This window comes from Bradyrhizobium sp. SZCCT0153 (assembly GCF_018129995.1).
GTDB classification, from domain to species: Bacteria; Pseudomonadota; Alphaproteobacteria; order Rhizobiales; family Xanthobacteraceae; genus Bradyrhizobium; species Bradyrhizobium japonicum_G.
On record NZ_JAFCKS010000001.1, the window covers coordinates 229,695 to 252,933 of the forward strand.

Sequence of the window (23,239 nt, forward strand, 5' to 3'; positions counted from 1 at the left end):
GCGCCGCGCCGCCCGCCTGCTAATTCGACCCGAACTTGAACTTGCCGTCGCCTTCCAGATACGGGCCGCTGCGCATGTAGAGCTGGCCGTTCTGGCCGATGAAGAACAGCGTGCCCTTTGGCACCTTCTTGGCACCCTTCAGCAGCTCGCCGGCATTGTTGGTGCCCATCTTGTAGGAGAGGGTCTTGCCTTCCTTGTCATAGGCATAGCCGGTGTCGGATTTGAGCTCCCACGGCGTGGCTGTGGTCTGCGCGAATGCCGGCGCGGCGAACGCGCCGAGCGCCGTTACGAGTGCAACCGAAACAAGTGCAAATGTCTTTGTTGAAAATGCCATCATCCATCCTCCCCGCCATTGGGGTCCGCGACTTGAACAAATCACGAACGATGTGTCCTGGTCAATTTGCGAAAGCGCCGCAGCGCATCACGTCTTTCCCAGCAGTTTGTGATTTTCCCTTCGTCCCCGCGCGACTATGTTCCGCTTTCCGTCTAGAACGCAATTCGACAAAAATATGGGGTAGGGGATGATTCGGATGAACCTCGTCACTAAAGCTTGCTCGGCCGCCGGCCTGTTGCTGACCGCGTTGGCGCCGGCCGCCTGGGCCGATGATTACCAGCTCAGCCACAACCAGCGGATTTCGTGCAGCCGCGGCCTTGCCCCGGGCAAGCTGAACACCGCGACCTGCAAGTCCTACACTTACCTCTTCAACACCAAGACCTCGGAATATTTCCGCTGCCAGGTCTCGCTGGCGCTGACCCGCGACAACAAGGAAGTCATCAACGTCCAGACCGACGGCGGCTGCACCAAGAAGCCGCGCATCTTCGAGGGCGACGGCCATTATGATTTCGACGTGACCGAGACCGAGCCGCCGAACACCAATTCGTTCTTCGGCCCCGGCGGCTACTCGGTCTGGGCCGCCGACGTCAACGCGCAGAAGATCCGCGGCTGCATCACCATCTCCTCGGGCCTCGGCTCCGACATTTCCAAGTGCCTGGACATGACTTTCCAGTAGGGCTTGCCAGTAGGGCATGCCAGTGAGCTGGTCGCGCGCTCGAACCCGATCGGTTCGGGCGCAGCCATCGTCTCCGGCTGCGCCACCTCGCCGCACCCGCCGGGTTCCCCAAAAGCCGAGCCGGATCGGCCGTTTACTGCAGTCCTGTTTTGCCTATTGGATGGGTTGACCCGCACCCCTCATCCGGCCAATTTCGCCGCCGGTTTGGGGAGTACAAAATCATGAAACGGACGATCATCGGCGTGGCCGCGGCTCTTGCTCTGGCGGCGTCGGCACCTTGCGCCCAGGCGCAATCCTTCATCAACGTGCTGACCGGCGGCACCTCCGGCGTCTACTATCCGCTCGGGGTCGCGATCGGGAAGATCTACGGCGACAAGATTCCGAACGTGAAGACGCAGGTGCAGGCCACCAAGGCGTCGGTCGAGAATTTGATCCTGCTCCAGCAGGGCCGCGGCGAACTGGCGTTCACGCTGGGCGACTCGCTCAAGGCCGCCTGGGATGGCGACGAGGAGGCGGGCTTCAAGACCAAGCTCGACAAGCTGCGCACCATCGGCGCGATCTACCCGAACTACATCCAGATCGTCGCGACCGCCGAGAGCGGCATCAAGACGCTGGCCGATCTCAAGGGCAAGAGCCTGTCGGTCGGTGCGCCGAAGTCGGGCACCGAGCTCAATTCGCGCGCGATCCTCGCGGCGGCCGGCATGAGCTACAAGGACCTCGGCAAGGTCGAGTATCTGCCGTTCGCCGAATCCGTCGACCTCATGAAGAACCGGCAGCTCGCAGCGACGCTGCAATCGGCCGGCCTCGGCGTCGCCTCGCTGAAGGATCTCTCGACGTCCAGCCCGATCACGGTGGTGTCGGTGCCGAAGGAGACCGTCGACAAGATCGGCCCTCCGTTCATCGCTGCGATCATTCCGGCCAACACCTATGCCGGCCAGGACAAGGACGTTCCGACCGCAGCCGTCGTGAACTACCTCGTCACCAGCTCGGCGGTGTCGGACGATCTCGCCTACCAGATGACGAAACTGGTCTACGAGTCGCTGCCGGAATTGCAGAACGCGCACGTGGCCGGCAAGGAGATCAAGCTCGAGACGGCCGCCAATGGCAGTCCGGTTCCGCTGCACCCCGGCGCGATCCGCTATTACAAGGAAAAAGGGCTGATCAAGTAGGACAGGTGTCATGGCCGGGCTTGACCCGGCCATCCATCCTCAAACAATCGCCTTTCGATGGATGCCCGGGTCTACGCGAAGACGCGCTTCGCGCTTTGGCCCGGGCATGACGTATTCAGGGCGCAGCGCGAATGCTGTAAGAACGCCCCAGCAGGGCGCGGGGACATATCGATGTTGCAGGCAGAGGGTAGCCAAGCGGCGCCCATCAAGGTCGAGTTCGACAATTTCGAGCATGGGTTCCCGGAAGGGTTCGGTCCGGGCTGGTGGGGCCATCTCGCCTACTGGATCGGCATCGCGTTCGCGACCTTCCAGCTCTATGTCGCCGCCTTCAACTATCTGCCGAGCCAGGTGGTGCGCGGGGTCCATGTCGGCTTCCTCGTTCTCCTCACCTTCGGCCTGATCGGCAACTTCACCGCGAAGAGCGCGGCCGGCCGCGCGCTCGGCTGGGTGATCGGCGGCGCCGGCTTCTTATGTGGTCTCTATCAGTGGATCTTCTACGCGGATCTGATCGCGCGCGACGGTGATCCGACCCGCCTCGATCTCGTGGTCGGCACACTGCTCGCGGTGCTGATCTTCGAGGGCACACGGCGCCTGATGGGCGCGGCGCTGCCGCTGATGTGCGGCGCCTGCCTCGTCTACTGGTTCTTCGGGCAGTATCTGCCGTCGCCGCTCAACCATCGCGGCTACGATTTCGACCAGATCATCACGCATCTGTCGTTCGGCACCGAAGGTTTCTACGGCGTGCCGATCTACGTCTCGGCGACCTACATCTTCCTGTTCATCCTGTTCGGCTCGTTCCTGGAGCGCGCCGGCATGATCCAGCTGTTCACTGACGTTTCTCTTGGGCTATTCGGCAGGACCCGCGGCGGCCCGGCCAAGGTCGCGGTGTTCGCCTCGGGGATGATGGGCACGATCTCCGGCTCGGGCGTCGCCAATGTCGTCACCGTCGGCCAGTTCACCATTCCGCTGATGATCAGGTTCGGTTACCGCCGCGCCTTCGCCGCCGGCGTCGAGGCCACGGCCTCGATGGGCGGGCAGATCATGCCGCCGGTGATGGGCGCGGTCGCCTTCATCATGGCGGAGACGCTCGGCGTCCAGTATTCGGAGATCGTGAAGGCGGCCGCGATCCCCGCGATCCTCTATTTCGCCTCCGCCTTCTGGATGGTGCATCTGGAAGCCGGCAAGCACGGTCTCACCGGCATGAAGCGCTCGGAGATACCGAGCGCCTGGAAGGCGCTGGTGACACGCTGGTATCTCGTGCTGCCACTCGCCGCGCTGGTCTACATGCTGTTCGAAGGCTTCACGCCGCTCTATGCCGGCAGCATGGGCCTCGCGCTCACGGTGGCGTTAATCCTGGGCGCCAGCATCACGGCGGGCGTCTCTCACACGGCGATCCGCACCATCTTCTGGATCGGGCTTGCGCTCGTCGTCGCGGCGCTGTCGCGTGACGGCCTTCAGATCGTGCCGGTTGCAGGCGTCGTCGTCGGCTTGATCGTCATCACCGCGTTCGTGCGCGGCGGGTTTGCCGCCCTGCGCGCCTGCCGCGATGCGCTGGCCGAAAGCGCCAAATCCGCCATCACCGTCGGCATGGCCTGCGCCATCGTCGGCGTCATCATCGGCATGATGTCGCAGACCGGCGTCGGCACCATCTTCGGCGGCTGGGTGATCGGTCTCGGCGAGAAGAGCCTGTTCCTGGCGCTGATCATGACCATGCTGCTGTCGATCCTGCTCGGCACCGGCATTCCGACCATCCCGACCTACATCATCACCGCTGCGCTCGCCGCGCCCGCGCTGGCGAAACTCGGCGTGCCCCTGATCGCGAGCCACATGTTCGCGTTCTATTACGGCATCATGGCCGACCTCTCGCCGCCGGTGGCGCTGGCAGCGCTCGCGGCGGCTCCGATCGCGAAGGAGAACCCTGACAAGATCGGCTGGGAGGCGATGCGCATCGCGCTCGCCGGCTACGTCATTCCCTTCATCTTCGTCTATTCGCCGGCCCTGATGCTGCAGGCCGGCGATCCCATGGCGGCCAAGCTCGGGTTCTACGGCGCGGTGGCGCTCGCGAGTTTCAAGGCGCTGGTGGCGATTGCGCTGTTCGGCATGGTGGCGATCGGCTTCCTGTTCACGCGCCTGACGCTGCTCGAACGCCTGGTCGCGCTCGGCGCCGCGCTCTGCCTGCTCGGCGACTTCCCGTTCAGCGACACCGCAGGCTTTCTGCTCTCTGCCGCGGTGGCGCTGTGGCAGTGGCGGCAGCGTCCGCCGGCAACGGTCGAGGCGGTGTGAGCCTCTGTCTTGCGACAGCCTCGGGCGTGAAGGCGCTGGCGCTGACCGCCTTCACGCTGGTGTGGACGCATTCGATCGCAAGGGTCGACTGGCAGGAGGACTGGCGCGTCACCCCCGCCGGTCTCGAACTGGTGCAGGCGCGGGTGAAGGGCACCGGCCCCGGCATGGAGCCGCCGCCCGAGGCGCGGCTGGTCGACGGCTGGTTTCAGTGGAGGCCTGAGCGCGCGCCGATGCCGGAGGTCGTGCTCGGCAATTCCGGCGCGGCGGGGGAATGGCGGCTCTGCCATGACGGCACGTGCCGGACGTTGTCGGAGATTGTCGGTCATCCCATTGGTGCTAACGTCACCACGATGAAGGTCTGCGAAGAACAGCAGAAATAAGGGAGACACGCGATGGATCGGCTCAAGGGCAAGGTTGCGATGGTGGTGGGCGCCGGTTCGATCGGACCGGGCTGGGGCAACGGCAAGGCTACCGCGGTGACCTTTGCGCGCGAGGGCGCGCAGGTGTTTTGCGTCGACCGCAACGGCGCGGCGGCCGAGGAGACCGCGAAGCTCATCACGGATGAAGGTGGCAACGCGACCGCTTTCACCGCCGACGTCTCGCGGCCTGCCGAGATCGAGGCGATGGTCGCGGCGTGCCTGAAGGCCTATGGCCGCGTCGACGTGCTCGACAACAATGTCGGCATCGCCGAAATGGGTAGCGTGGTCGAGGTGACCGAGGAGAGCTGGGACCGCGTCTTCAGCGTCAATCTCAAGAGTGCCTATTTCGCCATGAAGCATGTCATTCCTGTCATGGTGAAGCAGGGCGGCGGCTCGATCATCAACATCTCCTCGATCGCCTCGATCCGCCACATGGGCATCTCCTACGTCACCTACGGCACCTCGAAGGCGGCGATGAACCAGATGACCCGCACCACCGCGATCGAGTTCGCGCGCCATCATGTGCGCGTCAACGCGATCCTGCCCGGCTTGATGAAGACGCCGATGGTGGAGCATTCCGCCGGACTTGCGAACAGCTACGCCAAGGGCGACGTCGAGGCGATGTGGCGCGCGCGCGATGCGCAGGTGCCGATGGGCCACATGGGCGACGCCTTCGACGTCGCCAACGCCGCGCTGTTCCTGGCGTCGGACGAGTCGAAATATGTGACGGGGATCGAGCTGGTGGTCGACGGCGGGATCACCTGCAAGGCGGGCGCGTAAGCCGTCTCATACTCCGCTGTCGCCCCGGGGCGCGCAGAGCGCGAACCCGGGACCCATAGCCACAGGGTAGATTTGTTTGCTGAGTAGTCACTCCGAGAATTCGTAAACACGGCGTCCTGTGGTTATGGGCCCCGGATCGGCGCTGCGCTTGTCCGGGACGACGGTGGAGTGTCTGGCTGCTACTGCGCCAGCGCCAGAATCCCGCCGGCGAAGGAATGCCACGCCGTCGTCTCGCTGATCGGCCAGTTCAAGACCTTCACCGCCAGCAGCGCGAGCGTGCCCGTGATGTAGACCGGATGCACGCGGCCCTCGGTGCGCCAGTCGCGCACCATGGCGACGACGAGCAGCAGCGAGGCGACCACGGCCGGCGCGATCGTGACCGGCACCGGCGGCGGGCCGGGCGGTCCCGGAGGCGCGAGGAAGGTGAGGAACCAGCGCGCGATCGCGGCATCGAGGATCGAGACCGCTGCGAGCAGCATCAGGCGCTTGTGAATATCGGGCTTCCGCGTGTTCATGATCGCGAGCACGAACGCACCTGCGAAGAACGCTATCCCGCTCATCGGCACGATCGAGAAGGCGATGCCGGCGTCTTTCTGCCCGAGCGCGGCGGAATGCTGCATCACATGCACGGAGGCGAGGAAACCGAAGATCGTCATCGCGGTCGCGAGCGAGACGCCGGCGATGCCGAGCGCCCGGTGATTGACCACGCGGCCTGAGGCTGCGAGCCAGGTCTGGATCACGAAATAGAGAGACCAGGTGAAGAACAAGAGTCCGTGAAAATGGATCACCGGGCTTGCGGAAAATGTCCGGTGGGCGAGCGGCACAAAATAGGTCGGTGCAAAGCCGAGAAATGCGGTGGCAGCACAGGCCAGGGACATGTGGAAATAAAAATATCGTGCAGGCGACGCATCACGCGCGCGTACACGACGGTCGTCGATCAGGGTCGTCATGAGTGATGAGTCTGGAGAGGCGGCGTTTGGTTCAAACGCCAATGTCGTCCCGGATCGGCGCGCGCCTGTCCGGGACGACGAGCCTCATCCCCCCGCGCTCAATTCCGCGCGATCGAGCTCCTCCTCGATCCGGTGAAAGGCGTCGTCACCGATCACCTCGGTGGCGCGCAGGCTGAAGATCGATTTGCGCGCGGCTTCGATGGCGCGGCGGCGCAGGGGATCGGCAGGCAATTCGCCGTTGGTGATGCCGCCGTTCGGATCGTCGTCCGCCTGCATCAGGATGGCGCGATATTCGAGCCGCAGGATCTCCGCTTCTTCCGACGGATCGTCCTCGATCGCGTCGAGCGCGGCGCGATAGGCCGCCGCGCGAGCGCGCGCGACCTCGATGCCGACGGGATCGTCGTCCTTGAGGTTGAAGGCGAGGATCAGCGGCCGCAGCGTCAGGCCCTGGATCACCAGCGACCCCAGCACCACCGCAAAGGCGATGAAGACGATGAAGTCGCGATAGGGAAAGTTCTCCGGCAGGGCAAAGGCGGTCGCGAGCGTGACGAGGCCGCGCATGCCGCACCAGGAGATGATGAGGCCGCCCTTCGGCGAGGCGACGGCCTTGGGATCCTTCGGATGATAGATCCCGCGCGCGATCAGCACGCGCAGCGTGGTGCGGTAGAATGTGATCCAGAGCAGCCGCACCAGCACTACGGTGAGCAGGATCCAGCCCGCCGCCACGCAATATTCCCAGCGTACCTCCGCGTCCAGCCGGGTCCAGATCGGGCGCATCTGCATGCCGATCAGCATGAAGGCGAGCACGTTGAGCACGAACACCATCGTCTCCCAGACCGCGTAGGACGGCACCCGCAGCCGTGCCGGCATGCGCTCGCCCGCCGTGCGCGCGATGGTGATGGCGTAGACCACGATGGTGAGGATGCCGGAGAGGCCGAGATGCTCGGCGGCGATCCAGACCATGAAGGTGGTGGCGAACTGCACGATGATCGCGCTCGGCGCTTCCTTCACGCGCTCCATGAACAGCGGAATGATGCGCCCCGCGACAAGACCCGCCACGACGCTGCCGACCAATCCCAGCGCGATCGTCGGCGCGACCTCGCTCCATTTGAGGTGCTCCATGACGACGGCGCCGACCGCGATCCGATAGATCAGGAGCGCGCTGGCGTCGTTGAGCAGGCTCTCACCCTCCAGCACCTTCACCATGCGGTGGGGCAGCTTGACCTGGCTCAGGATCGCGACGGCGGCCGCGGCGTCCGGTGGCGCCACAATGGCGCCGAGCGCGATTGCGGCGGCCCAGGGCATGTCAGGCATCAGCCGGTGCGCGACATAGGCCACGCCGACCGTGGTCAGGCCGACAGCGGCCACCACCAGGGTCGAGACCGGAACCCAATTCTTGCGCAGATCGCGCAGCGAGGTGTCGAAGGCGGCATCCAGCAGCACCGGTGCGACAAAAAGGGCCAATGCCAGGTCGGGTTCGAGCGTCCAGGACGGGCTGTTCGGCACGAAGGCGATCAGCGCCCCGCCGATGGCAAGAAAGGTCGGGTAGGGGACCTTGATCCGCCGGGCCAGCGCCGATAATGCAACGGCGCCGAGCAGCAGTGCGATGATCCATTCGAATGTCGACACGTCGATCCCCGAAACCGATTTGACCGGCGCCACAAGCTAGCACCAATCCGGCCGTATGATGGATAGTGCGGCCCAAAGGCAAGACCCCAAAGGCAAGATCCGAGGCAAGACTTTCCGACTGTGATCAGCATGCGTTCCTTTCTCGTTCAGTTGCCCGGCGCCGCACTGCTCTGCGCGCTCTCGCTCGTCGCGGCCCAAGGCGCGGCCCATGGCGCGACCGGCGGCGAGCCGGTTGCGGCGGCGCCGCAGGTCGACGTCGCGCCATGCCTCACGGCTGCCGCGGCCGACGACGTCGACAAGGCGGCCACCGCCTGCGCGGTCGTGATCGACAACGAGAAGACGGCCAAGGCTGACCTGATCAAGGCGCTGATCGCGCGCGGCGCGCTGTATGCGCGGCACGACCAGACCGACCGGGCGATCGCCGACGACAGCCGTGCTCTTTTGCTCGATTCCAGCCTCGCCGATATCTTCAACGCGCGCGGCGAACTCTGGCTGAAGAAGGGAGACAGGCCCAAGGCGGTACAGGATTTCGGTGCGGCGCTGAAGATCGACCCAAACCACGAAAAGGCCAAGGCCAACCACAAGGCGATGGCGCGTGAGCTCGAGCGGATCGGGGCGCAGATGGCGGTCGCCGGCAAGCCCAGCTTCAATTGCAGGAGTGCGCGCCGCGCGGTGGAGAAGGCGATCTGCGCCAACCGCGAACTCGCCGACCTCGATCGCGAGGTCTTTGCATCCCATGCGCGTGCCGTCCGCGAGGCGCAAAGCATGCGGAACCCCAACCCCGACGCGCGAACGCTCCAGCGCGAGCAGGACGACTTCGTCGCGCGCCGCAACGCCGAATTCGGGCGTCCCGGCTACGATCTGAAGAAGGCAATGCAGGAGCGCTTGCTGCGGCTGAACGGGGTGGATGGGTATTGAGATTCTTCGCCTCTCCCCGCAGGCGGGTGAGGAGAGCAGGCACCGTCCGCCTCTGATGACGGGCCCGGTTTTGAACCGATTCTTTGCTCCCCGCGACAATGGTGAAAACCTGACGTCATGGAGCCCTCTGTCATGTGCGGCACGCAACCTTCCGCGCAAACCTTGCCATTTACCGGGTCGCCGCTGCGCGCCCTGCTGCTCGGCGCGGCGATGAGCCTTGTCCTGGCGGCGCCAGCGTCGGCCGCCGTCGATTGCGCGCTGGGCAGCAAGGCCGCGCCCGCCGAGTTGATCCCTGCATGCAGTGCCATCATTGATCAGGCTGCCAATCCAGCTTCCGACCGCGCCGGGGCACTGCTGGTTCGCGCCGACGCCAATGCGCGGACTTCGGGGGGCCTCACGCAGGCGCTGCGTGATATCGACCGCGCCATCGCGCTCGACGGCAGGAATGCAAAGGCCTGGCGCCTGCGCGGCGATCTGCTGCGCGAGGCCGGCGGCGATCTCAACCGCGCCGCGGCGGACCTCGGCAAGGCGATCGAGCTCGATCCGCAGGATGCGGAGTCCTACGAGCTGCGCGGCGTGGTCTACACCAATCAGCGCCGGCTCGACCGCGCGCTCGCCGACTACGACCAGGCGATCAAGCTGAAGCCGGACTATGCGCAGGCCTGGTCCGATCGCGGCGTTACCTACTATCTCGGCGGCGACAACGAAAAGGCGATCCGCGATCTCTGCGAGGCGCTGCGGCTCGATCCGAACCGGCCGCGGAGCTACACCAATCGCGGCGCCGCCTACAAGAAGCTCGGCCAGCTCGACAAGTCGGTCGCCGATGACGGCGAGGCGATCAGGCTCGATCCGAAAGTGCCTGAGTATTACGACAATCGCGGCCTGTCGCTGGCTGCGATGGGCGAGTACGACAAGGCGATTGCCGACTACGATCAGGCGTTGCGGCTCGCGCCGAAGCCGAATTTCTTCACCAACCGCGGCGATTCCTATCACCTCAAGGGAGAACTGGGTGCGGCGCTGAGCGATTACGACGCCGCGCTGAAGCTCGACCCGAATTTCGCACAGACCTACAACAATCGCGCCGTGCTCTACAAGAAGATGGGCGAGCGCAGGAAGGCGCTGGCCGATTACGAGACCGCGTTGAAGCTCGATCCCGGCAATGACAACGCCGCCGCCGGCCGCCGCACCATGATCGCGGAGATCGCCAAATTCGGCGCCGAACCGCTGCGGCCGCTCGCGGCGAATTCCGGCAGCGGCCCGTCGTTCGATTGTGCCACGGCTAGGCGCGAGGTCGAGAAGGTGATCTGCGCCGACCCGCAGCTCGGCGTGCTCGACCGCCAGATCGCCGAGACCTACGAGCGGCTGCTGAAGGCGACGAAAGGGCGCCCGGCGAGCGACCTGCGCAAAACACAGCGCGATTTCCTCACGACGCGCAATGCGAGCTTCGGCCGGCCGGGCTATGATCTGAGGAGGGTCATGCAGGAGCGGTTGCAGCGGCTGAACGGGATGGAGAGCTAGCCGTCTGCTCGCCTCTACCCGCAAGAACGGGAGAGGGAGAAGATTCGTTCTTTCAGCTTGAACCGCAGCCCGTTCCCGGGAAAATACCTCCCAAACGAGGCCGGCACTTGATCCGGGTCATGGCGGGACTTTTGTCCTGCCGTCAGGTCAAGGCCAAGCCAATAAAGGGAACGGGAGCGCGGGACATGAGCATCCAGGGGAAGAGCAGCTATCACGAGGTCCATGCGCGGTCGCTGGCCGATCCCCAGGGCTTTTGGGCCGAGGCGGCGACGGAGATCGACTGGATCGAGCCGCCGAAGACCATCTTCGATGCCTCGCAGGGCGTCTACGGCCGCTGGTTCAGCGGCGGCGTCGTCAACACCTGCTACAACGCGCTCGATCGCCATGTCGAACGCGGCCGCGCCGACCAGGTCGCGCTGATCCATGATTCGCCGCTGACGAACAGCGTCACCAAGTTCACCTATGCCGAGCTGCTCAGCGAGGTGCAGGCGCTCGCCGCCGTCATGCAGGATTTCGGCGTCGCCAAGGGTGACCGCGTCATCCTTTACATGCCGATGGTGCCGGAGGCGGTGGTCGCGATGCTCGCCTGCGCGCGTATCGGCGCGGTGCATTCCGTCGTGTTCGGCGGCTTTGCCGCCAAGGAGCTCGCCACTCGCATCGACGATGCGCAGCCGAAGCTGATCCTGTCGGCGAGCTGCGGCATCGAGCCCGGCCGTATCGTGCAGTACAAGCCGCTGCTCGACGAGGCGATCAGGCTTGCCGGCAGCAAGCCGAAGGCCTGCATCGTGCTGCAGCGTCCGCAGCTCACCTGCGACCTCACGCGGGGCCGCGACTACGATTGGGCGAGCCTGCGCCGCAAGGCGATGAACGACAGCAAGAAAGCGCCTTGCGTGCCGGTTGCCGCCACCGATCCGCTTTACATTCTCTACACCTCGGGCACCACGGGCATTCCCAAGGGCGTGGTGCGCGACAATGGCGGGCATCTCGTCGCGGTGAAATGGTCGATGTTCAACCTCTATGGCGTCAAGCCCGGCGAGGTCTGGTGGTGCGGCTCCGACATCGGCTGGGTGGTCGGCCACAGCTACATCGTCTATGGCCCGCTGCTGCATGGTGCGACCTCGATCATGTATGAGGGCAAGCCGATCGGCACGCCCGATGCCGGCGCATTCTGGCGCGTCATCAGCGAGCACAAGGCGGTCGCACTCTTCACCGCGCCGACCGCGTTCCGGGCGATTCGCAAGGAGGATCCGGAAGGCAAGTTCATCCGGCAATACGATTTCTCCCAATTCCGCACGCTGTTCCTCGCCGGAGAACGCGCCGACCCGCCGACGGTGGAATGGGCGGAGCAGCAGCTGAAGGTGCCTGTCATCGACCATTGGTGGCAGACCGAGACCGGCTGGTGCATCGCCGGCAATCCGGTCGGTCTCGGCATGTTGCCGGTGAAGCACGGCTCGCCGACGGTGCCGATGCCGGGCTATCAGGTCGACGTGGTGGACGAAGCCGCAAAGCCGGTCGGGCCCAACACCATGGGCTCGATCGTCATCAAGCTGCCGATGCCGCCGGGCTGTCTGCCGACGTTGTGGAATCAGGATTCGCGCTTCAAGGAAGCCTACCTCAGCGAATTCCCCGGCTACTACAAGACCTCCGACGCAGGCTACAAGGACGAGGACGGCTATGTCTTCGTCATGGGCCGCACCGACGACATCATCAACGTCGCCGGCCACCGGCTCTCCACCGGTGGCATGGAGGAGATCCTGGCTTCGCATCCGGATGTCGCCGAATGCGCCGTGCTCGGCGTCAAGGACGCGATCAAGGGCGAGGTGCCCTGCGGCTTCCTGGTGCTCAAGGCCGGCGTGAAGCGCGCGCCTGCCGAGATCGAGAAGGAGATCATCGCGCTGGTGCGCGACAAGCTCGGTCCCGTTGCCGCGTTCAAGCTTGCGATCACCGTCGGCCGCCTGCCCAAGACGCGCTCCGGAAAGATCCTGCGCGGCACCATCAAGAAGATCGCCGACGGCGAATCCTGGACCATGCCTGCGACGATCGAGGACCCCAAGGTGCTCGACGAGATCGGCGAGGCGCTGAAGGGGCGGGTGTGACGGTCGCGATGGGGCTTGAATAGGCCGCATTTTTCCGCTCAACCCTCATCCTGAGCCGCGCGCCTGGCGCGCGTCTCGAAGGATGAAGGGCCTGCCATGAATTCGAAGCCGTTTCTTGCGATTGCGTTTGCGGGCCTCGTCCTTTCCGCCTGCTCCGCGCGCTATCAGACGCCGGTGGCGATGGGCGGCGATGATGACGATGCGGTCTGCCAGGGTCGTGGCTATGCGGCCGGCTCTCCCGAATACGTGGCCTGTCGCAAGGACCGCGACGTCCAGCGCAGCGCCGCCACCGCACGCTCCGACCGCCGCCAGCGTGATCTCGGCGAGTACATGCTGAACCATCCCGATCGGCCGTAAGGCATTGAGACCTGTAGCCCGGATTGCGCTGCGCCCCATCCGGGCCACGTCGTGCCCCGACGGATTGCGGGGCTCGTTCAGAAGCCGAAATAAAAACGCGGCAGGTTTCCCCGCCGCGTCCAAATCTCATCCGATGGTAAACGAAGAAGCGGAGCTCTACTCCTCGTCTTCGTCCTGCTTCTTGCCGCCGAGCGTCTTCAGCTTGGCGAACACGGCGTCGACGTTGAGGTCGTCGCTCGATCGCTCCGCCGGCTCGAACTCGTCCTTCTTGGTGGTCTCGGAGGCCGGCAACAGGGTCGCGCCGCCATAGGCTGTGTCGATCGGCTTTTCCTTGGCTGCGCGCGCGACCTCGAAATCCAGTTCGATCTGCGAGCAGAGACCGAGGGTGACCGGATCGATCGGGGTCAGCGACGACGTATTCCAGTGGGTGCGATCGCGGACGCTGGCGATCGTGCTCTTGGTGGTGCCCACCAGGCGCATGATCTGGGCGTCCTTGAGCTCGGCATGGTTGCGCAGCAGCCAGAGGATGGCGCTCGGGCGTTCATGGCGGCGCGAGACCGGGGTGTAGCGCGGGCCCTTGCGCTTGGGCTGGGGGGGCAGCACCACCTTGCTCTCCTGGAGGCGGAGCCTGTAGTCCGGGTTCTTCTCGCCCTTCTCGATCTCCTCACGGGTCAGCTGGCCGTTGGAGAGGGGGTCCATGCCCTTGATGCCCTGGGCCGCGTCGCCGTCGGCGATCGCGCGCACCTCGAGGGGGTGCATTTTGGTGAAATCGGCGACCTGGTCGAAGGTCAGCGCGGTGTTGTCGAGCAGCCAGACGGCGGTCGCCTTGGGCATCAGAGGTGCGTTGCTCATGGCAAATCTCCTTTGTGCTTCGCCCACCCCTCAGGAGGCGAAACCGGTAGTCATCAGCGATGACAGGGAATTGGCGCTATATAAGCCCGGAGGGGGTAGCCACGCAATGGTTCTGCTATAGATAGTGCCTTGACAGCGCCCGAAAGGGGGCCCAATTCCCTCTCAGGTCGCCGTAAGCTCGTACCTTAGCCCTATTCCATCCATCGACCGCTTCCCGCCATTTGGCGAGGTGATTCGGTCCCGAGATCGCTCAATGTCAGCCAAACCAGACCTCAAGATCGTGCTTTGTTCTCCCCGCGGCTTCTGCGCCGGGGTGGTCCGGGCGATCGACACCGTGGAACGGGCGCTCGATAAATACGGCGCCCCCGTCTATGTTCGCCACGAGATTGTGCACAATAAATACGTCGTCGACGGGTTGAAGAAAAAGGGCGCGATCTTCGTCGAGGAGCTCGCCGAGATCCCGGAAAATACCACCGCGCCGGTGGTATTCTCGGCCCATGGCGTGCCGAAATCGGTTCCGGCCGACGCGACGTCCCGCAATCTGTTCTCGCTGGATGCGACCTGCCCGCTGGTGACCAAGGTGCACCGCGAGGCCGCGATCCATTTCAAGCGCGGCCGCGAGATCTTCCTGATCGGCCATTCCCATCACCCCGAGGTGGTGGGCACGCTCGGCCAGCTTCCGGTCGGCGCCGTGACGCTCATCGAGACCGCCGAGGACGCCAAGACCATCTCCCCGAAGGATCCGAACAATCTCGCCTTCGTGACCCAGACCACACTGTCGATCGATGACACCGCGGAGATCGTGGCGCTCCTGAAGGAGCGCTTCCCGAACATCAACGGGCCGCACAAGGAAGACATCTGCTACGCCACTACCAACCGCCAGCTCGCGGTGAAGAAGGTGGCGCCGGTGGTCGACGCGCTGATCGTGGTCGGTGCGCCGAACTCGTCGAACTCGCAGCGCCTGCGCGAGGTCGCCGAGCGTGAAGGCTGCCCGATCGCAGTGCTGGCGCAGCGCGCCACCGAGATCGACTGGAAGCGGTTCGAAAACATCACCAGCCTCGGCATCACCGCGGGCGCCTCGGCACCGGAAGTGATCGTCGAGGAGATCATGGACGCGTTCGCCGAACGCTTCACGCTGCATGTGGAGACGGTCTCGGCCGCGGAAGAGAACGAGTTCTTCCCGCTGCCGCGCCAGGTGCGCCCCGAAGCCGCCGCCGAGTAGACCTTCATGGCGGTCTACACCGACGTTGCCGCCGACGAACTTGCGGACTTTCTGAAACAATACGATCTCGGCGAATTGCTCTCCTACAAGGGCATCGCCGAGGGTGTCGAAAATTCCAACTTCCTGCTGCATACGACCAAGGGGTCGTTCATCCTCACGCTCTATGAGAAGCGCGTGGCGAAGAACGATCTGCCGTTCTTCCTCGCGCTGATGACGCATCTGGCCGAGCACGGCGTCAACTGCCCGCTGCCGGTGAAAGGAACAGACGGCGAGGCGCTGCGCGAGCTGTCGGGCCGGCCGGCCGCGATCATCACGTTTCTCGAAGGCGTCTGGCCGCGCAAGCCGAACGCCGCCCATTGCGCCGGCGTCGGCGAGGGGCTCGCCAGGATGCATCTGGCCGGCGCCAATTTCGCGATCGAGCGGGCGAACGCGCTGTCGGTCTCGGGCTGGCGGCCGCTGTTCGATACGGCGTCGCCCCGGGCCGACGAGGTTCAGCCGGGTCTGCGCGCGTTTCTTGCGGCCGAGCTCGACTATCTCGCGAGCGGAATCTGGCCGACCGATCTGCCGGAGGGCGTGATCCACGCCGACCTCTTCAACGACAACGTCTTTTTCCTTGGCGACAAGCTCTCGGGGATCATCGACTTCACCTTCGCCTGCAACGACATGCTGGCCTATGACGTCGCGATCTGCCTCAACGCCTGGTGCTTCGAGCCGGATCACTCCTTCAATGTCACCAAGGCGCGCGCCTTCCTCAACGCCTATGGCCGGGTGCGCAAGCTCTCGGAGGCGGAAGAGGCCGCGCTGCCGCTGCTGGCGCGCGGCGCCGCGATCCGCTTCCTGCTGACGCGGTTGGTCGATTGGCTCAACGTGCCGCCCGGCGCGCTGGTTCGCCCGAAGGATCCGCTGGAATATTTTCGCAAGCTGCGTTTCCACCAGAGCGTTTCGAGCGTGCGCGACTACGGGCTGATGCCGTCAGGACTGGTCGCGTGAGCGAGCTTCCCAATGTCACGATCTATACGGATGGCGCGTGCTCGGGAAATCCCGGGCCCGGCGGCTGGGGCGCGATCCTGAAGTTCGGCGACAAGGAAAAAGAGCTGAACGGCGGCGAGCGCCACACCACCAACAACCAGATGGAATTGATGGCGGCGATCTCCGCGCTCGAAGCGCTGAAGAAGCCGTGCACCGTCGATCTCTACACCGACAGCCAATATGTCCGTCAGGGCATCACCGGCTGGATCCACGGCTGGAAGCGCAACGGCTGGCGCACCGCCGACAAGAAGCCGGTGAAGAATGTCGAGCTATGGCAGCGCCTCGACGCCGCGCTGAAAGCACACGAGGTCCGCTGGCACTGGGTCAAGGGCCACGCCGGCCACCCGGAGAATGAGCGGGCAGATCAGCTCGCACGCGACGGGATCGTGAAGGCGCGGCTGCAGCAGCGGGTGGCGGAGTAGGCGCATTGCGCCCACTTACTACCGTCATCCCGGCCTTCGCCGGGACGACACGGAGGATATGGCTGATAGCAGGGGTCGTGTTACAGCTGCCCCAGCAGCGTATCGCCGCCGGACACTTCGACCTTGCCGGGCATCGCCTCGAGGTTCAGTTTCTTGACCACGCCGTCCTCGACCAGCATCGAATAGCGCTTCGAGCGGATGCCGAGGCCGTTGCCGGAAGCATCCAGCTCCATGCCGATCGCCTTGGCGAATTCGGCATTGCCGTCGGCGAGGAAGATGGCCTCGTCGCGCTGGTCGGTATCGCGCTTCCAGGCGTTCATGACGAAAGCGTCGTTGACGGAAACGATGGCGATGGTGTCGACGCCCTTGTCCTTCATGGCGTAGGCGTTGAGGAAGATGCTCGGCAGATGCATCTTGTGGCAGGTGCCGGTATAGGCGCCGGGCACCGCGAACAGCGCCACCTTCTTGCCCTTGAAGATATCGTCGGTGGTCTTCACCTGCGGGCCTTCCGCCGTCATTACGCGGAATTTGGCCTCGGGCAGCTTGTCGCCAGTCTGGATCGCCATCGTCAGTCTCCCTGAAAATCGGTCCCGCTTTTTAGACCGTGCGGCGGGCCTGCACAATATTGCCGGCAGGGAAAGCGGCGACGGATGCCGCCCTTCACCTTGATGTCATCAGCCGGAAAAGCCGCCATTGTCGAGGAAGGCCTGTTCTTCCTCGGTGGTCGGGCGTCCGAGGAGGCGGTTGCGGTGGGGAAAGCGGCCAAATCGCCGGATGATGTCGGCGTGCTCGCGCGCGTATTTCAGGTTTTCGGCATTCTCGGTGCTTTGAAACAGCGCGACGCAGTGCATCTGGTCGGGCAGGTGCTCGGAATGCATGAAGGGCATATAGAGGAATTCGAGCAGGACCGGATCGATCCTTTGATCTGCGCCGCGCTCAATGGCGCGGCGGGCGACGTCGCGCGCCAACGCATCGCTGGCAAAGGCCTGCGTTGTACCGCGAAACATGTTGCGGGGAAACTGATCGAGCACGATGACGAGCGCGAGCGCGCCGTCGTCGGTCGCCTCCCATGACGCGAGTTCGCCGGCGGCCGCCGTCTGCCACAGCGCGAGAAAGCGGCGCCTGACTTCCGCGTCGAAAGCGTCGTTGCGCTTGTACCAGGCATCGCGGCCGGCCTCGCGCCAGAAGGCGAGGATGCCGGCCGGGCCGATGTTGCCGACGTCAGTCATGAACGAAAGAGGCGCTTACGCCGCCTCCGCCTTCTTCTCGTCGCGCAGCTGCCGGCGCAGGATCTTGCCGACATTGGTCTTCGGCAGGTCGGCGCGGAATTCGATGTGCTTGGGCACCTTGTAGCCGGTCAGCTGCTCGTGACAGAACTTGACCACGGCCTCCGCCGTGAGGTTCGGGTCCTTCTTGACCACGAACGCCTTCACCGCCTCGCCCGACTTGGAATCGGGGATGCCGATCACGGCGCATTCGAGCACGCCCGGATGGCTCGCGATCACTTCCTCGATCTCGTTGGGATAGACGTTGAAGCCGGAGACCAGGATCATGTCCTTCTTGCGGTCGACGATCTTGGTGTAGCCCTTCTCGTCCATCACACCGATGTCGCCGGTGCGGAAGTAGCCGTCCGATGTCATCACCTTGGCGGTCTCCTCCGGCCTGTTCCAGTAACCCGACATCACCTGCGGGCCCTTGGCGCAGATCTCGCCGGGCTGGCCGAGCGGCATCTCGTTGCCGTCGTCGTCGCGGATCGAGATCCAGGTCGAGGGCACGGGAATGCCGATCGATCCCGAGAATTCGGTCGTGGTCGCGGGATTGCAGGTCAGGGTCGGCGAAGTCTCCGACAGGCCGTAGCCTTCGGCGATGAAGCAGCCGGTCACCGCCTTCCACTGCTCGGCCACGGGGCGCTGTACCGCCATGCCGCCGCCGTTGGAGATCTTGAGCTTGGAGAAGTCCAGCTTCTTGAAGTCGGGATGATGCATCAGGCCGTTGTAGAGCGTGTTCACCGCCGGGAAGCTGTTGACCTGGTACTTCGCCAGCTCCTTGACGAAGCCCGCGATGTCGCGCGGATTGGGGATCAGCAGATTGCAGCCGCCGGCGCGCACGGCGAGCAGGTAGCAGGCCGTCAGCGCGAAGATGTGATAGAGCGGCAACGCGCAGACGATCATGAGCTGATCGACATGCGGCGGCGAGGCGAGCGCCGGCTGCAGCCACGCGTCGTTCTGCAACACGTTGGCGACGATGTTGCGGTGGAGCAGCGTGGCGCCCTTGGAGACGCCGGTGGTGCCGCCGGTATATTGCAGGAACGCGACATCGCCGGGCGACAGCTTGGGCTTGTTGAAGCTCAGAGAGCGGCCGGCCGAGATCGCGTCGTTGAAGGACACCGCGCCCGGCAACGACCAGGCCGGTACCATCTTCTTGACGCGGCGGACGACGAGATTGACGATCACGCCCTTGAAGCCGAGCAGATCGCCCATGCTGCCGACGATGACGTGCTTCACTTGCGTCTTCGCGATCACCTGCTCGACGGTGTGGGCGAAATTCTCCAGCACGATGATGGCTTCGGCGCCGGAATCCTTGAGCTGATGCTCGAGCTCGCGCGGCGTGTAGAGCGGGTTGACATTGACCACCGCGAAACCGGCGCGCAGCACGGCGGCGGTGGCAACAGGATATTGCAGCACGTTCGGCATCATGATCGCGACGCGGGCGCCACGCTGCAGACCGCGGCCTTGCAAATAGGCCGCCATCGCCAGCGACATCTGGTCGAGATCGCGATAGCTGATCGACTTGTCCATGCAGATGAACGCCCTGCGGTCGGCGAACTTGGTGAAGCTCTCCTCCAGGAGGTCGACCAGCGATGCGTATTGCGTCGGCTCGATATCGGCGGGGACGCCGGGCGGATATTGCTTGAGCCAGATGCGCTCCATGGAAAACTCCCCTCATCTACCAGAGCCCGTTGTGTCTCGGGCTTGCCTCATTGCAGACAGTATCGAGCCTGCCGGAACGGGTGGCAAGCCGTCGAGGCTTAGGACAAAGGTCAGGGAGTGGCTACCGGAATCCTCGCAAGCGGCGCCGCCGCAAGTGCGAAGTGCGCCGCGGTCTCGCCTCGCCGGGGCCGCTAACTATTGTTGGCCGGCTTGGCGGCGGGCTTGGTCGCTGCCTTGGGCTTGGCGGGCTTGGGCGCCCGATCGCCGGCCGCCGCAGGTTTTGCCGCCGCATCGGGCTTGGCCGCGGCATGCTTGGTGCCGGCCGGCTTGGCTGCGGACTTGCCGTCGGTCTTGACGTCGGCCGGCTTGGCATCCGGTTTCGCCGCCGCCGTCTTGGCATCCGCCGTCTTGGCATCCTTCGGCTTGTCGGCCGTCTTGTCTGCTGCGTCAGGCTTCTTGGCGACGCGCGACTTCTTGCCACGCGGCTTTGGCGTGGCCTGCTGGTCGGCATCGGCCGCGACCGCCGCGATCAGGGCGGTGCCCGTGCGTGTCGGGCCGGTATAGACCAGCACGGGCTCGGCCGCCGCCGGGGCCGAGGCCATCAGCTCGGAGGCTTTCATCAGGGGCGGCTGGAGGCCGGCTGTGAAGAAGGTGACCTGGGCTTCGCCGCCGGTGGCGGAGGCCGATCCGGACGTGCCGCCATTGGTCGCGATCAGCGCGTCGTCATCGTCGCTGGCCGGCCGCTTGCGATGGCCGCCGCACATGTCCTCGCGCAGGTTGGGCGGCGAGGCGTCGACCGGCACGAGATTCTCGACGGTGCCGAGCGAGGGGCGCAGCCACGACAGAGTGTCCTGGCTGAAGCCGCGCTCCAGGAGCTGCGCTGCCTTGATGGCGCGCGCGGTGCCGGAACTGGCGCCGAGCACCACCGCGATCAACCGGCGGCCGTTGCGCGTGGCGGAGGCGACGAGGTTGTAGCCGGAGGCGCAGATGAAGCCGGTCTTGAAACCGTCGGCGCCGGGATAGCGGCCGATCAGCTTGTTGAAATTCCCTGTGACGCGCTTGCCGAAGCGGATCGCCGGGATGTGCACGAAGTACTCGTATTCCGGCAGGTCGCGCAGGAAGGAGCGCGCCAAAATTCCGAGATCGCGCGCGGACGTGATCTGGCCGTCGGCAGGCAGGCCGTTCGGATTGACGTAGCTCGTCTGCGTCATGCCGAGCTTCCTCGCGGTGTCGTTCATCATCACCGAGAAGCCATCGATCGAGCCGCCGACGCCTTCGGCGAGTACCACGGCCATGTCGTTCGCCGACTTGACCATCATCATCTTCAGCGCGTTGTCGACGGTAAGCTGCGTTCCCGGGCGGAACCCCATCTTCGAGGGCGATTGCGAGGCTGCCGTCGGCGACACCGTGAGCAGCGTGTCCAGCGTAAGCTTGCCGTCCTTGACCGCCTTCAGCGTCACATAGGCGGTCATGATCTTGGTGACGGAAGCCGGATACCAGGGAATGGTCGCGTTATCCGCCTGCAACACCTTGCCGCTGTCGGCCTCGATCAGGAGCAGTGCTTCCGCGCTCGCCGCGCGCGGGGTTAGCAATGCGGCGCATGCGAGGATCGCAGCGAACAGGTTGAACAGCGATTTGCGAAGCAGCGGGCGAATGGCGTGCACTATCCGATTCCGGTCCTTGGAGACCCGCCGGTTCCGGAGGGCTTCTCGTGATCTGATGTTCGGTTCTGAAATCCAGCGTCGCCGCTTGCGGCGTCGCAAACCTATACCGGCTCGCGCGCCGGGAATAGGGGCTTCCAGCCGGTATTCCGCAATGAAATAGGCCGAATTTCGACGGTCCTGTGAGGACTTGCTAGGGAGACTTGGCGGCAGTCGCAGCAGCCTCAGCCGCCGTCACGCTGGCCCGTGCGTTCTCCTGAACCATGAACTGGGCCCTGGCGAGCTCGGCGAAATGCCCGCCTTTGGCCACGAGTTCATCGAAAGTTCCGCTTTCGATTACACGCCCGTTCTCGAACACCAGGATCCGCGTGGCATTGCGGATCGTGGAGAGACGATGGGCGATCACGAAAGTGGTGCGGCCCTTCATCACTTCGTCGAGAGCGGCATTCACCCTGGCCTCGGTGACGGCGTCGAGCGCGCTGGTGGCCTCGTCCAGGATCAGGATCGGCGGGTCCTTCAGCAGCGCCCTGGCGATCGACAGCCGCTGCCGCTCGCCGCCGGACAGCATGCGGCCGCGTTCGCCGGCATTGGTCTCGAAGCCGCCGCTGCGGTCGATGAAGTCGATGGCCTGCGCGCGCTCGGCTGCCTTGCGCATTTCGGCCTCGGTCGCGTCCGGCTTGCCGACGCGAAGATTATCCGCGATCGAGCGGTTGAACAGCAGCGCCTCCTGGAACACCACGCCGATGTTCCGCCGCAGCGATGTCAGCGTCACCCCACGCACGTCCATGCCGTCGATCCTGATGAAGCCGGACTGCGGATCGAAGGCGCGATGCAACAGCGCAATCGCGGTGGACTTGCCGGCGCCGGTCGCGCCGACCAGAGCGATGGTCTGGCCGGGCAGTGCGGAGAAGGAGAGATCCTCGATCGCCGGCCGTTTGCCGTCGTAGGAGAAGGTGACGTCGTTGAATTCGACGAGACCGGAGAGCCGCCCCGCGTCGATCGCGTCGGGCCGGTCGTGCACGGCCGGTACGGCATCGAGCACGTTGAAGAATTCGCGCAGGCGCGGGGCTTCCATGAACACGCTGTTGATGAAGCTCACGACCTGCTCGAGCTTCTGGATCAGTAGCGTCGCGAAGCTCACGAACATCACGATTTCGCCGACCGATGTCAGTCCCTGGTCGTGCAGCGCGATGCCCAGCGTGAAGATCGCGAGCACCGTGATGGTGGTTGAGGCGCGCGTGATCACGGTGACGAGCGCCCACCACGACAGCACCGGCATCTGTGCGGCCAGCAACTGGTCGGCGACGGAGCGCAGACCCTGCACCTCGGATTCGACGCGGACGAAGCTCTGCACCAGTGCGACATTGCCGAGCGCATCGGAGGCGCGGGCGGAAAGCTCGCTATATTGCTCCTCGACCGCCATCTGCATGCCGAACGTCTTGCGCACGACGAAGGTGGTCAGCGCGGTGAAGACGATGCAGAGCACGAACAGCAGGATCGCGAGCCGCCAGTTCAGATAGAGCGACAGCGGCAGCAGCACGACGACCGAGAGGATCGCGGCAAAGTGCTCGCGGAAGAAGCCCAGCCATAGCCGCCATAGCGCATCGGTGCCGTTGAGCATCACCTTCATCAGCCGGCCCGAATGGGTGCCGGAGTGGAAGGTCAGTGGCAGTTGCAAAATGTGCTCGAAATAGTCGGTGAGCACCGCCTGGCGCTGGCGATGGGAGAGCCGGTCGGCTTGCAGCGCCACGATTGCGCTGCAGGCGATGGTGAACAGCCCGAACGCGACCCAGGCCATCAGGAACGGCCAGGCCGAGCTGGAGCCTGCGACCGTCTTGCCCGAGAGCACGTCGACGATCCGGCCGAACAGCACGGGCTCGGCGAATTGCGAGGCGGCGAGCAGGAGATTGGCGAACGCCAACAGCCAGCCCAGCCGCGCCTCCTTGCCGAGCAGCTCGAGGACGCGGGTATAGAGGCTGAAAATGGACATGCGG

The 23,239-nt window shown here is 64.9% G+C and carries 21 protein-coding genes; 12 read left to right on the top strand and 9 right to left on the bottom strand.

Features of this window, described 5'->3' with window-relative positions; genetic code table 11:
• Positions 1–19: 19 nt before the first annotated feature.
• The gene (locus JQ572_RS01165; protein WP_211381156.1) at positions 20–334 is read right to left on the bottom strand and encodes a hypothetical protein; all 315 of its coding nucleotides are present in this window, start codon (positions 332–334) and stop codon (positions 20–22) included.
• 196 nt (positions 335–530) lie between these two features.
• On the opposite strand from JQ572_RS01165, the gene JQ572_RS01170 reads away from it, so the two are divergent.
• The 5 genes from JQ572_RS01170 (at position 531) to JQ572_RS01190 (ending at position 5,661) form a co-directional block, all read left to right on the top strand.
• Complete coding sequence (locus tag JQ572_RS01170) at positions 531–1,010, top strand: hypothetical protein (RefSeq protein WP_211381157.1); 480 nt, start codon at positions 531–533, stop codon at positions 1,008–1,010.
• 221 nt (positions 1,011–1,231) lie between these two features.
• Positions 1,232–2,179, top strand: a complete 948-nt coding sequence (locus JQ572_RS01175) for a TAXI family TRAP transporter solute-binding subunit (protein ID WP_211381158.1) — start codon at positions 1,232–1,234, stop codon at positions 2,177–2,179.
• 171 nt (positions 2,180–2,350) lie between these two features.
• Positions 2,351–4,462 (top strand): TRAP transporter permease, encoded by a 2,112-nt coding sequence (locus tag JQ572_RS01180; RefSeq protein WP_211381159.1) that lies wholly within the window; start codon positions 2,351–2,353, stop codon positions 4,460–4,462.
• Positions 4,459–4,842 (top strand): DUF1850 domain-containing protein, encoded by a 384-nt coding sequence (locus JQ572_RS01185; protein WP_256807318.1) that lies wholly within the window; start codon positions 4,459–4,461, stop codon positions 4,840–4,842. The genes JQ572_RS01180 and JQ572_RS01185 overlap by 4 nt, the downstream gene beginning before the upstream one ends.
• Positions 4,843–4,854: 12 nt before the next feature.
• Complete coding sequence (locus tag JQ572_RS01190; protein ID WP_211381161.1) at positions 4,855–5,661, top strand: SDR family NAD(P)-dependent oxidoreductase; 807 nt, start codon at positions 4,855–4,857, stop codon at positions 5,659–5,661.
• 179 nt (positions 5,662–5,840) lie between these two features.
• Here the strand turns inward: JQ572_RS01190 and JQ572_RS01195 are convergent, their stop codons facing one another.
• Positions 5,841–6,611: a hypothetical protein gene (locus JQ572_RS01195; protein WP_211381162.1), complete on the bottom strand. Its 771-nt coding sequence runs from the start codon at positions 6,609–6,611 to the stop codon at positions 5,841–5,843.
• A gap of 84 nt (positions 6,612–6,695) precedes the next feature.
• On the bottom strand, positions 6,696–8,273 hold the full coding sequence (locus JQ572_RS01200; protein ID WP_211381163.1) for a cation:proton antiporter: 1,578 nt from the start codon (positions 8,271–8,273) through the stop codon (positions 6,696–6,698).
• Positions 8,274–8,369: 96 nt separating this feature from the next.
• Between JQ572_RS01200 and JQ572_RS01205 the strand changes: the two genes are divergently transcribed.
• The 4 genes from JQ572_RS01205 (at position 8,370) to JQ572_RS01220 (ending at position 13,129) form a co-directional block, all read left to right on the top strand.
• Complete coding sequence (locus JQ572_RS01205; RefSeq protein ID WP_211381164.1) at positions 8,370–9,158, top strand: tetratricopeptide repeat protein; 789 nt, start codon at positions 8,370–8,372, stop codon at positions 9,156–9,158.
• Between the two features lie 132 nt (positions 9,159–9,290).
• Complete coding sequence (locus JQ572_RS01210) at positions 9,291–10,676, top strand: tetratricopeptide repeat protein (protein ID WP_211381165.1); 1,386 nt, start codon at positions 9,291–9,293, stop codon at positions 10,674–10,676.
• 185 nt (positions 10,677–10,861) lie between these two features.
• The gene (locus JQ572_RS01215; RefSeq protein ID WP_211381166.1) at positions 10,862–12,772 is read left to right on the top strand and encodes a propionyl-CoA synthetase; all 1,911 of its coding nucleotides are present in this window, start codon (positions 10,862–10,864) and stop codon (positions 12,770–12,772) included.
• Positions 12,773–12,868: 96 nt separating this feature from the next.
• Positions 12,869–13,129, top strand: a complete 261-nt coding sequence (locus JQ572_RS01220; RefSeq protein ID WP_211381167.1) for a hypothetical protein — start codon at positions 12,869–12,871, stop codon at positions 13,127–13,129.
• A gap of 156 nt (positions 13,130–13,285) precedes the next feature.
• On the opposite strand, the gene JQ572_RS01225 is transcribed toward JQ572_RS01220, so the two are convergent.
• Positions 13,286–13,981 (bottom strand): DUF1013 domain-containing protein, encoded by a 696-nt coding sequence (locus tag JQ572_RS01225; RefSeq protein WP_211381168.1) that lies wholly within the window; start codon positions 13,979–13,981, stop codon positions 13,286–13,288.
• A 253-nt stretch (positions 13,982–14,234) separates the two neighbouring features.
• Between JQ572_RS01225 and ispH the strand changes: the two genes are divergently transcribed.
• The 3 genes from ispH to rnhA are packed head-to-tail and all read left to right on the top strand — an operon-like array spanning position 14,235 to position 16,654.
• Positions 14,235–15,203, top strand: coding sequence for a 4-hydroxy-3-methylbut-2-enyl diphosphate reductase (gene ispH, locus JQ572_RS01230; RefSeq protein WP_211381169.1), 969 nt, complete (start codon positions 14,235–14,237; stop codon positions 15,201–15,203).
• 6 nt (positions 15,204–15,209) lie between these two features.
• Complete coding sequence (locus tag JQ572_RS01235) at positions 15,210–16,193, top strand: homoserine kinase (RefSeq protein WP_211381170.1); 984 nt, start codon at positions 15,210–15,212, stop codon at positions 16,191–16,193.
• Positions 16,190–16,654: a ribonuclease HI gene (rnhA, locus tag JQ572_RS01240; protein ID WP_097662137.1), complete on the top strand. Its 465-nt coding sequence runs from the start codon at positions 16,190–16,192 to the stop codon at positions 16,652–16,654. Before JQ572_RS01235 ends, rnhA begins: the two co-directional genes overlap by 4 nt.
• 80 nt (positions 16,655–16,734) lie before the next feature.
• Here rnhA and JQ572_RS01245 read toward each other — a convergent pair whose 3' ends face one another.
• The 5 genes from JQ572_RS01245 to JQ572_RS01265 form a co-directional block, all read right to left on the bottom strand.
• Positions 16,735–17,220, bottom strand: a complete 486-nt coding sequence (locus JQ572_RS01245; protein WP_200514829.1) for a peroxiredoxin — start codon at positions 17,218–17,220, stop codon at positions 16,735–16,737.
• Between the two features lie 108 nt (positions 17,221–17,328).
• Entirely contained in the window at positions 17,329–17,883 is a 555-nt protein-coding gene (locus JQ572_RS01250) for a DUF924 family protein (RefSeq protein ID WP_211381171.1), read from the bottom strand.
• 15 nt (positions 17,884–17,898) lie between these two features.
• Positions 17,899–19,584, bottom strand: a complete 1,686-nt coding sequence (locus tag JQ572_RS01255; protein WP_211381172.1) for a long-chain fatty acid--CoA ligase — start codon at positions 19,582–19,584, stop codon at positions 17,899–17,901.
• Between the two features lie 191 nt (positions 19,585–19,775).
• Positions 19,776–21,248: a D-alanyl-D-alanine carboxypeptidase family protein gene (locus tag JQ572_RS01260; RefSeq protein WP_211381173.1), complete on the bottom strand. Its 1,473-nt coding sequence runs from the start codon at positions 21,246–21,248 to the stop codon at positions 19,776–19,778.
• 190 nt (positions 21,249–21,438) lie between these two features.
• A complete protein-coding gene (locus tag JQ572_RS01265; RefSeq protein WP_211381174.1) occupies positions 21,439–23,235 on the bottom strand; it encodes a glucan ABC transporter ATP-binding protein/ permease in 1,797 nt (598 codons plus the stop codon).
• Between the last annotated feature and the right edge of the window lie 4 nt (positions 23,236–23,239).